Source organism: Chamaesiphon sp. VAR_69_metabat_338 (assembly GCF_031423935.1).
Taxonomy (GTDB): Bacteria; Cyanobacteriota; Cyanobacteriia; order Cyanobacteriales; family Chamaesiphonaceae; genus Chamaesiphon.
Map to the genome: position 1 here is coordinate 1 of NZ_JANPGM010000012.1, position 11,913 is coordinate 11,913.

Genomic DNA, 11,913 nt, shown 5'->3' on the forward strand with positions numbered 1-11,913 from the left:
GCCCCTTCACTTTGATACTGCACTAATCGCTCGTAGGTAGCCGCTGTTTGGCTATAAATCGATTGCGCGCGGTTGACTGCTTCGAGCTTTTGGCTCAGTGGCAAGCGTTCCGAGCCGGTGGTAATCTCATTGACGCGAATATTTGCCGTCGCCACCTGTTGGCGGAGGGGCAAGATGTTTTGGTGATAATTAGCGATCGCTAGTTGGAGCGTCGCAACGCGTCCAGCGGCGGCTTTTTGTTCGCCTAAGAGCAGTTGTTGCTGCTGAATAAATTGTTGTTGTTGCTGAGTAGCTTGCTGAAGTTGAGCTTGTTGGCGTTCGGTATCGAGTTGCTGTTGCTGGAGAATTTTGGTTTGATTGGTACGTTCGGCATCGGTATTGCGGATCGTCACTAAGCGATCGCCAGACTTAATCGATTGACCGACTTTGATTGTTAGTGCCGAGATCGTGCCTGGAATTGTCGCATCAATTTTGGTGATGTGTTGCGGTTCGATCTTGCCGGTAAAAGGGAGATTATGGAGCTGTTGAGCGCGATCTTGGCGATCGGGTGTCTCGGCAGGCTTTTTCAAGCTTTGACGGAGCAAATAGAGAGAGCCTGTCAAACCTAATCCTGCCAATACCAAGGCGGCTGCTTGATACCAGCCGATCGATTTGCGGGATTTTTGTAACGCTGTAATATCTAAAATTAATTCTGATGGCTGCTCTAATTCCGCAATCCCAGATGCCGATCTGCTCTTGAGAGCCTTATTGGTTTTGACTTGCGATAATTCTAAGCCACCACCCCGCTCGATCCGGCTCACTGGGAGATCGTTAACTGGCTTAGGTTTCCATTCCAGCGCACTCGTCTGCTCTTTGTGCGGAATGAATTTTTCAAATAGACCGGGCGCAATCTGCATATAGCCGCGATTGACAAAGCGGACGGCATCGCGAATTTCTTGCGCGGGGGCACCCTTGAGAATATAACCATTCGCACCAGCATAGATGGAGTCAGCCACATATTCATCACTATCGTGACTGCTCAAAACTAGCACTCGGGTTTTGAGCGAGCTATGGGAAATAATTTTGGTAGCCAGGACACCATCGATATCGGGCATCTCCATATCCATGAGGACGACATCAGGGAGGAGTAATTTAACCTGCTCGATCGCGTCGTAACCATTGTCTACCATGCCGACGATATCGAAGTCTGGTTCTGTCTCTAGTAGAGACTTCAGCCGTTCCCGAATGCTCTTCTGGTCATCCACCAGGAGAATGCGAATCATGTCCAATTCCTTAGATTTGTGATATTGCCAACCTAACTGTGGTTTACTTATTCGATCGAGTTGCCCTCTCAACCGGACGAAAAGATAGCTTGATGCCTAATTTAACGGATTCAGCGGAATTCTAGCGAAGCAGGGAGGGGATGGTGTCCTCTGTGAGGCGAGGGTACTTCACCAATAGTATTATAGATTCAAACCAAATCTAGCTATTACTACTACTTAATCCAATTAGTGATTTTTACTACATCTTCACACTTGGATTATCGATCGGATTGTCGATCCTGCAATCGTGAGACAAGCGACGCTCGATCTCACCTGTAACAATTATGACTGGCAAAATTCCATTGACGCGTGAGATCGAGCGATGGGACAACTTTTTTCAGCCAAGTGGCGGAGTGGTGTTAAAAATTATCTCTTAGCCTGCTAATTGCTCGAACTCTCGCCAACACATTAGTAAGGCGCGGGGCACGTGAAAACACCCTTTCCATTTTCCGCCCTTGAGATCCAGTAATACTTCGCCTTGTCGATCGAGATAGCCAAACCACTCCCCATGTGCGGGGTCGGCAAAGTGACTCCAGGTATACTCATGCACTCTTTGGTACCACGTCCAGCACTCCTCGCGCCCAGTCAGTCGATAACCCATTGCCAAAGCGACGAGGGTTTCGACATGCACCCACCACAATTTTTGGTTCCATTCCAACTGTTGGGGGGGGTGCCCGTCAGCATCCATAAAATAATAGATGCCGCCATAGCGTTCGTCCCAAGCAAAGTTGAGGATACTTAGCACCACATCGACAGCTTGGTGGATCGTCGCAGTATCCTGACGGCGATTGGCGATGTCCATAATGAACCACATTGCCTCGATCCCGTGCCCGGGATTAATCGATCGACCCTCAAAACAATCGACATGACTGCCGTCGGGGGCGACATTTTCAAACATTAAGCCGCGCTCTTTGTCCAGAAAGTCGGTCATTACTTCTTGCACCGTCAGATCCAAAACGCGATCGAGTTCGGTACTCGGTAATAACCAGGACATCTCTAGCGTCAGGTTAGCCAAAATCATCGGCACAGCCAGAGATTTGAGCGATCGCGTACCGGGGTAGGTTTTGTTGTAGCGACCCTTGGGATCGTCTTTGCGCCGCAACACATTCTGATAGGCTTGGAGCGCGACATCCTTCGCCCAGGGTTCGCCATCGGCGAGGGCAAATTGACTGAAAGCCATCGCTGCAAAACAATCTGAGAAGATATTGTACGGCTGCACGAGGGGCTGTCCCGATCGATCGAGGGCAAAATACCAATTACCCTGAGGATCGCGCCCGTGCTCGGCCAAGAAGCTCGCGCCATGTCCGGCAATTTTCAGCCATTCTGGGCGCGGTTCGACACGATTGTATAACATCGAGAACGTCCACACCTGCCGATTTTGGAGCCAGATAAATTTATCGGTATCGTAGACTCGTCCCGATCGATCGAGGCAAGTATAGTAACCACCTTGCTCCCAATCGATCGAGTTTTGCTCCCAAAAGGGCACCACATTATCGAGCAGCGTCTGGCGGTAGAGCTGGGCAAGGGCCTTAAAATCGTAGCTCATACTTCAACACTCCCATGGGTTTTAGGCTTTAAGCTTTAGGCTTTAGGGGAAAATAATTGCAGAGATCTTCGCCACAGCCAAATTTTACGCCAAAATGGTCGATCGAGAATGGTCGCGATCGACACTGGTTGAAATTTATGTAATCTTTATTAAAGTTAGTCTCGATCTGGCAGCTGCACGAGCATAATAGTGACAAGTCTATCTTTTAACTAGCTAACAGGTGTCGGATATGCAGCTAAAATATTGGGGATTAATCGCGGGGATGGCAGTAATCGGCGCAATTGCTGGCGGTAGTGGCGATCGAGTTGGAGCAGTAACGACAGTACTCTACGATGGCGCGCTCGGAGGATCGCCAACTAGTGGCGCGAGTCCCTACTTAAATTTTTTTGGTGGCGGTATCGGTGTCCCCACGGCAACTGGTGGGGTCACAAGATTGGATACGAGTAGTGATAACGTTATTCAAGCTGGTTATACGAATTACAAAACCGATCTGAGCGGTTTTTTCAATCCAGCATTTCCGGCAGGATTAGATAACGATGCTGGATACACGCTCAGTTTTACCGTCAAAATTAACTCCCAAACCAATGCTAGTTCATATCGGGCGGGTTTTAGCGCGATCGTCTTAGGTAGCGATCGGCGCGGAATCGAGATCGGGTTTAGAGATACTGACATTTTTTCGCAAAATGATGCTAGTTTTAACTCGATCGGCGAACAAAAGACGAATATTGGTTCGACACTGAGTGCTTTAACTACCTATAACCTCAATGTTTTAGGCGGTAGTAATGCCGGTCAATATACGCTCACGAGTGGTGCCGATACACTGCTCAGTGGCGCGTTGCGCGACTATACAGCGGCAGCAACGGGAGCAGTGACGGCTGTCTATGCCAAGCCCAACTTTATTTTCTTGGGCGACGATACCACTTCGGCTGGTGCGAGTGTGGATATCCAGCGGATTTCCCTGACTACAAATGCTGCGCCAGTGCCCGAACCGAGTAGTTTGCTGGGAATCGGACTGGCGATCGGATTGGGAGCCAGACTCAAGCGAAAGCTCGGCAAACAGCGGCTAGATTTGACGAAATAGTCGCACTAGCTACCCGATCGCCATTGATGTTATAACTAATGTCCGATCGTTATTGATTATTGACTAGTGTGACTGACGCTTATTTATTGGTAACTCATGGCAGTCGCGATCCGCGTCCCCAAATTGCTGCTAGTCAGTTGGCGCAGCAAGTCGCGACTAGTTTACTAGCAACTCAAACTGCTGGCAAACCAGTTGTTGTGGGTACGGCACAACTGGAACTGAGTGAAACACCGTTGCACGTTCAAATTGGCGATTTCGCCAGTAAATACGCCCAGCACGGGATCGAGCGAGTGGTGGTTTTACCGTTATTTTTAATTCCTGGCGTCCATGCGATCGAGGATATTCCGGCGGAGGTGGCACTGGCTAATGCGCGCGGACAAATCCAGTCGATCTTGGCTCCATTTCTAGGCTCCCATCCCGATCTTGCCAATGTGTTCGCACAGAACCGTTCTGGCTCGATCGATCGAACTATGATATTAGCCCACGGCAGTCGGCGATCGGGTGGCAATCAGCCCGTCGAAGATTTGGCTGCGAGGTTAGGCGTACACACTGCTTATTGGTCGGTGCCGCCGAGCTTGACCGATCGGGTAACAGAATTAATCGCCACAGGTGCCGACAAAATTGAGATCTTACCGTACTTCTTATTTGCGGGTGGCATCACTGACGCGATCGCCGCCGCAGTGGCACAATTGAGAACGCAGCTACCACAGGTCGAATTAACTTTGGGCGAACCGATTGGGAATAGTCCAGAATTAGTGACCATCATCTGCAATCTGCTGCTGGACTCGTTCGCGTAGCGTCTCCACCGGAGAATCGATTAGCGATCCATCTAAACAAATATTTTCATATCCAGACAGAGGTTAAGTGACAGACACCGTTGGTAAAGTTTATTTAGTTGGTGCGGGGCCTGGAGATCCGGGTTTGTTGACCCTCAAGGGCAAGATCTTGCTAGAATCGGCTGATGTGGTGATTTATGATGCCTTAGTCAGTCCGGAAATTTTGGCCAAAATCTCGCCCCAGGCGGAGCAAATCGACGCGGGGAAAAGGATGGGCAGACATTCGTTGCTGCAAAGTGAAACGACTGAATTATTAATCAGTAAAGCTCGCGAGTATCCAGTGGTCGTCCGACTTAAAGGCGGCGATCCGTTTATCTTCGGACGCGGTGGCGAAGAAATGGAGGATCTGATTGCGGCGGGGATCTCCGTTGAAGTCGTACCTGGCGTGACGTCGGGAATTGCGGCTCCAGCCTATGCTGGCATCCCCCTGACCCATCGCAATTACAGTTCTTCGGTAGTTTTTGTGACCGGACACGAGATGGCTGGTAAATACCGTCCTGGCGTTAACTGGAGCGCGATCGCTCAGTGTGCGGAGACGATCGTCGTCTACATGGGTGTGCGCAATCTCGATGCGATCGCGCGGGAATTAATTGCCGCCGGATTGGCGCAGGAGACACCAATCGCCTTAGTGCGCTGGGGGACTACTCCCGCCCAGCAAGAACTAGTCGCCACCTTAGGGACGATCGTCGATCGAGTAGCAGCCCAACAATTTGAAGCCCCATCGATCGCGGTGATCGGTAATGTCGTCAAGCTCCACGAAACGCTAGGGAATTGGTATCTCGATCGGAACCCGAAGGCCGAAATGCTCGACACAGATAGTTAGCTCTAGCCCTCGATCGGTCTAAACTTGGCGCGAGGCGAGCTTTTCAAAATGGGCTTGCGTCTGATAGAGGAACTGTTCGCGACTATCGGCAGCATTAGTCAGCGTGGGCACCAGATTACGAGCTTGGAGGGCCATGTGCATTTGAAGGTGGGCTACATAGTAACTCATTTCTTCACCTGCTGCTAGTTGGCTTTCTAGGGCAGTCTGGGCGAGATTGTTCTCCATCACTGAATTACTCTTGGTAAAAAACTTAATTTTAAGGATCGATAACTCAACCGGCTTTACTCAAAAGTTATCATACTCGCTCGACTTTACTTAACCGCTTGCAATGAAGATTAACAAACCTGAACGCATCCATAAGTTAAGACGCGATCGTGCGCTGGAAATCGCCGCTGTGGTGGTGCCGGTCGAGACAATCTCCTGTTAAAGTAGTATTCGACATGTATCGCCACTTTTTCATTACCAACTCGATCGATCGCTATGAAACGACTCAAACGCCATCTCGTTATGGCAATGGCGATCTCGGTCGCGATCGTGGGCATTAGATTTACTCAAGAATTAGTAGATGTAGTGAGACTGATGGGCTATCAGCCACCGCCAGATGTTGCGGCGATGGCGACAAAGACGACGATGACCGATGCGGCCAGACATTTATTCTATGTCAATCAACCGACGATCGAAACGCGCAAATCATCCCTGAATCTCTGTAAAGGCTCCGAACATACGATCGTCCTGGGTTGCTATGTCACTACCAAAGGAATTTTTTTACAAGCTGTCACCGATCCGCGTTTGGATGGCGTCATGGAAGTTACAGCAGCGCATGAAATGTTACATGCCGCTTATCAGCGAATGTCGCTGTTTCAACAATCTCAACTCAACCAAAAATTACGATCGGTACTCGCTCAGCTTCAAAATTCACGCATTCTCAAACTAGTCGATACTTATAACCAGCAAGATCCCAACTCGGTCGATAGCGAACTGCACTCGATCTTGGGCACGGAGGTGCGCGATCTCAGTCCCGAGTTAGAGGCACATTACCAGCAATATTTTACAAATCGATTGACGATCGTGGTTTTGTCGGAACGGTATGAAGGAGTATTTACCGCACTCCGTGACAAAACCAAAAGCCTCAGCCAACAATTGACTAGTCGCAGATCGGAGCTAGATCGATTAGCGGCTCAGGTGAAACAGGAGGCACAAGGGGTAGAATCAGAACGCAGCGATCTCAAAGCAGCGATTTTGGCTAGTCCCAACAGCGATTATAGTGGCCGTGTTGCTACTTTTAATCAGCGAGTTCAAAGTTACAATCTCTTAGTCTCTCAACTTAAGGGGCAAACCGATGCTTACAATCTGATGGTGACTGAGCACAATTCATTAGCACTAGAAGAAAAATCGCTGGTGGAATCCCTCGAAAACAAATCGACAGTTAAGGGATCGACTCAATCAGTTGCTAATTAAGCTGGCTTAATAATTGGCCCAACCAGTTCCTTTTTATTCCCTTCTCTTCCCCTCTCTTCCCTTCTTTTCCCTCGGTGCGTTACTACCCTCTACCCTCTATCTACATTGGATCGACTAACTAATATCGCCCAACAATTCGCGGCAGCTAAGCCAGTGACGGCAGTGCAAGCCTTTGGTAGCGGCAATATCAATGATACATTTCTGGTGACGATCGCCGACGATCGCGAGCCGCATTTTGTGTTGCAACGGATTAATACGCATGTTTTTCAACAACCAGCCTTGGTGATGCAGAATATGCGGATTTTAACCGAACATATCAGTGCCAAATTATTGCACTCGCCCACAAATGTAGAACGGCGGTGGGCGGTACCGCGCGTATTATTGACTAGAGATGATTGCGACCACTGGATCGAACCCGATGGTGCTTATTGGCGGGCGATTAGCTTTATCGATGGTTCGGAAACGATCGATCTCATCCAAGATCTCGAACATGGGCGCGAAGTCGGCTATGCGTTGGGTAAATTTCATGCCTCGATTAGCGATCTCGATCCCGATCGATTTGCCGATACTTTACCAGGATTTCACATTACGCCCGCATATTTGGCAGCTTACCACCAGGTGCTACCGACGACTGAAGTGACAATCGATCGATCTGTCGAACATTGTCTGAATTTCGTGCGCGAGCGGCAGGAATGGGCGCGCGTGTTAGAAGATGCCAAAAGTGCTGGCAAGCTGCCATTGAGGCTAATTCACGGCGATCCTAAAGTGAACAACGTGCTGATTTGTACTACGACCCAACGGGGCATCGGCATTATCGATCTCGATACGGTCAAGCCTGGGCTGATACACTACGATATCGGCGATTGTCTGCGATCGGGTTGCAATCCGCTCGGTGAAGAAACACAGGAGTGGGAACGGGTTCAATTCGATACCCAGATGTGTCGGGCGATTTTACAGGGCTATTTATCCCAAGCCAGCGGCTTCCTCACCGAGGATGATTATGCATATTTATTCGATGGGATTCGGTTGATTGCTTTTGAATTGGGTTTGCGATTTTTTACCGATTATTTGGCCGGCAATGTGTATTTTAAAGTTAAATACCCAACCCACAATCTCGATCGAGCCTTAGTGCAATTTCAATTAACTGCCAGTATTGAAGCGCAAGAATTAGAGATTCGATCGATTATTGAGGAGCTGCGCGCATGAGTAATTTTAAGCTCCATCCGTTTCCGCCAGATCGGATCGTTCCCCAAATCGAAATCAGCGGTCGGATCGATCGTCATGATGACTTACTAGCGATCGAATACTTAGTGCGAGGCGATCTCAATGCTATCTCGATCGATCCGCCGACAGGTTCGCCCACACGGAAGCTAGACCTTTGGACTGCTACCTGTTTTGAGTTCTTTATTGGCGTGGCCGGCTCTCCTAATTATTGGGAATTTAATCTCGCTCCTACTGGCGATTGGAATGTATATGTCCTCGATGATTATCGACAGGGTTTACGGTCGGAAATCGCCTTTGAATTGTTGCCATATACCATCAATCGATCGGCAAATTCTTTAATACTAAAACTAGAATTTAACTTAGGTAAGTTAATTAAAAACGATCTGAAGTTAGAAGTTGCAGTTACCGCAGTAATTAAGTCTAATCAAGCTGAAATTAGCTATTGGGCATTAACTCACACTGGTACGGAAGCTGATTTTCATCGGCGGGATAGTTTTACGATCGCACTTTGAACGCCTGCACGCCAATAACGCAATTATTGCCGAGCATACTTTATATCTCTCCCCGCTCCCCGCTCCCAACTCAAAACATTTTCCACCCAGATCGCTCGATCGCTTTGTGAAGATGAGTTACCATAGGATTTAACATATCGCGTAACATTTTTTAATAATGCTGACCGATCGTTCCGAATCGTCAGAGATCGACTCTCATCCTCTAGTTACCAAAATCTTGTTTGGACACCAACCGAGTCCCGAACTGCTGGCAATTCTGCTGGTGTATATGGTGCAGGGCATTTTGGGCATCTCTAGACTAGCGGTCAGTTTTTTCCTCAAAGACGAACTCGCACTATCGCCAGCCGAAGTAGCCGCACTGATGGGCATCGCGGCCTTACCGTGGGTTGTCAAACCGCTATTTGGTTTTATTTCTGATGGTTTGCCAATCTTTGGTTATCGCCGACGACCTTATCTGATCTTGTCGGGCTTGTTGGGTGTAGCCGCTTGGTTGAGTTTGGCAAATCTGGTACACAGTGCTGCTGCCGCGACGTTGGCGATCTCAATTACCTCACTTTCAGTTGCATTTAGCGATGTGATCGTAGACTCGTTGATTGTCGAACGGGCGCGAACCGAGTCGGTTGCCAAAGCTGGTTCGCTGCAAGCTTTGTGTTGGGGTGCATCGGCAGTAGGTGGATTATTGACGGCTTATTTTAGTGGCTTACTGCTCCAACATTTTAGTACCCGCATGGTCTTTGCTTTTACGGCGGCGTTCCCGCTGTTAGTTTCCGCAGCAGCGGTGTGGATTGACGAGCAGCCGGTCACCCTAGCAGATGGCCATCGCCCAACAGTCGTCAAAGAGCAGATGCAGCAATTGTGGCAGGCATTGACCCAAAAAGTTATTTGGATGCCGACGCTGTTCTTATTTATCTGGCAGTGTACGCCGACAGCGGAGTCTGCTTTTTTTTACTTCAGTACTAATGAATTGGGCTTTACTCCCGAGTTTCTCGGACGGGTGCGACTGGTGACGAGTTTGGCGTCATTACTAGGCGTATGGTTGTTCCAACGCTTTCTCAAAACCATCCCGTTCCGGCAGATCTTTATCTGGACGACATTAATTTCATCGCTACTGGGTTTGACAGCACTATTGCTAGTGACTCATACTAATCGATCGATCGGTATCGACGACCATTGGTTTGCCCTTGGCGATAGCTTGATCTTGACAGTCATGGGGCAACTGACATTCATGCCTGTTTTAGTATTGGCAGCAAAATTATGTCCGCCGGGAATTGAAGCGACTTTATTCGCACTACTGATGTCGGTTTTAAATTTATCTGGTTTGGTATCGAAAGAAGGTGGCGCAATTCTGACCCACTTACTCGGAGTTACAGATACTAACTTCGACAAATTATGGCTGCTAGTTCTAATTACCAATCTCGGTAGTATGTTGCCACTGATATTTATCAATCTCCTGCCCAGCGAAGAAGCTCAATTAACTACAAATACGCTCAAGTCGATTCCACCATCGAGTGCGATCGAGCATCAACCAACCGGCATCGTTGGCAACCAATCTTTTATTCCCGATTTATTGCCAGATCTCCTTGAAACTAATCCAGAGAATTCATAGAATATAAGTAGGTTTTGGCAAATTTCAATTGAGATATTTATCCCCAGCTAGCTCGATTGAGACCGCCAACTAGACCATTCTAGATTCAATTTCATTTAGATTAAACTACTACACATAGCTCCCGATCGTCTCTAAATAATATGCAAATTTCAGCCACTCCACTGCCGTACGACTTAGAACAATGGAAACAAGGCTATCGATCGCAAAAACAAGAGTACGACTATCAAATTACCGAAATTGAAGGTCAAATTCCCCAAGATTTAGAGGGGACATTATTTCGGAATGGGCCGGGATTGCTTGATATTAATGATGAGTCAGTGCGACATCCCTTTGATGGCGATGGGATGATTTGTCGGATTACGATCCAACATGGCAAAGCCCACTTTCGCAATCGCTTCGTCCGCACTGAAGCCTATCTGGCCGAACAAGCCGCTGGAAAATTCCTCTATCGTGGCGTGTTTGGGACTCAGAAGGCGGGCGGTTGGTTGAGCAATGCTTTTGATATCAATCTCAAGAATATTGCCAACACTCAAGTCATCTATTGGGGTGGTAAATTACTCGCGCTATGGGAAGCCGCCGAACCTCATCGCTTAGATCCCCAAACTCTGGACACATTAGGGATTGAGTATTTAAATAATACCCTCAAACCTGGCGATCCATTTGCGGCACATCCGTTATTCGATCCGATTCAACAGCGGATGGTTAACTTTGGTTTAAAGGCAGGTAAATTCGACAAAAATGGACTCGCAACCGGCATTACGATCTATGAATTAGATCTCGATGGTAAGGTAGTTGAGGAGCATTCATATGTAATCCCTGGATTTGCTTTTATCCATGATTTTGCGATGACTCCGAATTATTGTATCTTCTTCCAAAATCCCGTCGGTTTTAATCCGTTCCCATTCTTATTTGGTTTCAAAGGTGCGGGTGAATGTGTCAAATTTCAACCCGAAAAACCGACGAAAATTATTGTCATCCCCCGCAATCCACGCAGTGGCGAACCAGTTCGCACCCTCGAAACCAAATCGGGATTTGTCTTCCATCACGCCAATGCTTTCGAGCATGATGGTAACATCTCGATCGATTCGATCGCCTATCCGACTTTTCCCGAAGTCGAACCCGATAAAGACTTCCGCGAGATCGATTTTGGGACACTCACCCCAGGACAATTGTGGCGGTTTGAATTAGATCTGGCAACCAATCGCGTTGCTAGTCACCTCGTCGAACCCCGCTGCTGCGAATTCCCCACCATTAATCCCGCCAATGTCGGCAATCCCTATCGCTACGTCTATCTCGGTGCCGCTCAAACTCTCGATGGTAATGCACCCCTCCAAAGTATCCTCAAATTAGATCGCGAAACTGGCGCACAACAGTTATGGACGGCAGCCCCAACCGGATATGTCAACGAACCCGTATTCGTACCGCGTCCTGGTAGCACTCAGGAGGACGATGGCTGGCTGATTTTGATGATTTATGACGGTAAGAAGGATCGATCGGCTGTAGTCATCCTTGATGCCGCAGATCTA

The 11,913-nt window shown here is 48.4% G+C and carries 11 protein-coding genes; 8 read left to right on the forward strand and 3 right to left on the reverse strand.

The window, feature by feature from the left end; genetic code table 11:
- On the reverse strand, positions 1–1,262 hold a 1,262-nt coding region (locus RMO84_RS00400), incomplete at its 3' end, for a response regulator (protein WP_310486430.1).
- A 412-nt stretch (positions 1,263–1,674) separates the two neighbouring features.
- On the reverse strand, positions 1,675–2,847 hold the full coding sequence (locus tag RMO84_RS00405; RefSeq protein WP_310486431.1) for an AGE family epimerase/isomerase: 1,173 nt from the start codon (positions 2,845–2,847) through the stop codon (positions 1,675–1,677).
- 229 nt (positions 2,848–3,076) lie between these two features.
- Between RMO84_RS00405 and RMO84_RS00410 the strand changes: the two genes are divergently transcribed.
- The 3 genes from RMO84_RS00410 to cobA all read left to right on the forward strand — a co-directional run bounded on the left by RMO84_RS00410 (position 3,077) and on the right by cobA (position 5,587).
- On the forward strand, positions 3,077–3,928 hold the full coding sequence (locus RMO84_RS00410) for a PEP-CTERM sorting domain-containing protein (protein ID WP_310486432.1): 852 nt from the start codon (positions 3,077–3,079) through the stop codon (positions 3,926–3,928).
- 68 nt (positions 3,929–3,996) lie between these two features.
- The gene (locus RMO84_RS00415) at positions 3,997–4,725 is read left to right on the forward strand and encodes a sirohydrochlorin chelatase (protein WP_310486433.1); all 729 of its coding nucleotides are present in this window, start codon (positions 3,997–3,999) and stop codon (positions 4,723–4,725) included.
- Between the two features lie 67 nt (positions 4,726–4,792).
- On the forward strand, positions 4,793–5,587 hold the full coding sequence (gene cobA / locus RMO84_RS00420; RefSeq protein WP_310486435.1) for a uroporphyrinogen-III C-methyltransferase: 795 nt from the start codon (positions 4,793–4,795) through the stop codon (positions 5,585–5,587).
- Positions 5,588–5,605: 18 nt separating this feature from the next.
- Here the strand turns inward: cobA and RMO84_RS00425 are convergent, their stop codons facing one another.
- Positions 5,606–5,812: a hypothetical protein gene (locus RMO84_RS00425; protein WP_310486437.1), complete on the reverse strand. Its 207-nt coding sequence runs from the start codon at positions 5,810–5,812 to the stop codon at positions 5,606–5,608.
- A gap of 255 nt (positions 5,813–6,067) precedes the next feature.
- Here RMO84_RS00425 and RMO84_RS00430 point away from each other — a divergent pair, with 255 nt between their 5' ends.
- The 5 genes from RMO84_RS00430 to RMO84_RS00450 all read left to right on the forward strand — a co-directional run.
- Positions 6,068–7,045, forward strand: a complete 978-nt coding sequence (locus RMO84_RS00430; RefSeq protein WP_310486439.1) for a hypothetical protein — start codon at positions 6,068–6,070, stop codon at positions 7,043–7,045.
- Between the two features lie 105 nt (positions 7,046–7,150).
- Positions 7,151–8,251 carry an aminoglycoside phosphotransferase family protein gene (locus RMO84_RS00435; protein WP_310486440.1) on the forward strand — a complete coding sequence of 367 codons (1,101 nt, stop codon included), beginning with the start codon at positions 7,151–7,153 and terminating at the stop codon, positions 8,249–8,251.
- On the forward strand, positions 8,248–8,781 hold the full coding sequence (locus tag RMO84_RS00440; protein WP_310486441.1) for a DOMON-like domain-containing protein: 534 nt from the start codon (positions 8,248–8,250) through the stop codon (positions 8,779–8,781). Before RMO84_RS00435 ends, RMO84_RS00440 begins: the two co-directional genes overlap by 4 nt.
- A 157-nt stretch (positions 8,782–8,938) precedes the next feature.
- Positions 8,939–10,387 carry a folate/biopterin family MFS transporter gene (locus tag RMO84_RS00445; RefSeq protein WP_310486442.1) on the forward strand — a complete coding sequence of 483 codons (1,449 nt, stop codon included), beginning with the start codon at positions 8,939–8,941 and terminating at the stop codon, positions 10,385–10,387.
- Between the two features lie 140 nt (positions 10,388–10,527).
- A partial coding sequence (locus RMO84_RS00450) for a carotenoid oxygenase family protein (RefSeq protein WP_310486443.1) occupies positions 10,528–11,913 on the forward strand: 1,386 nt, incomplete at its 3' end.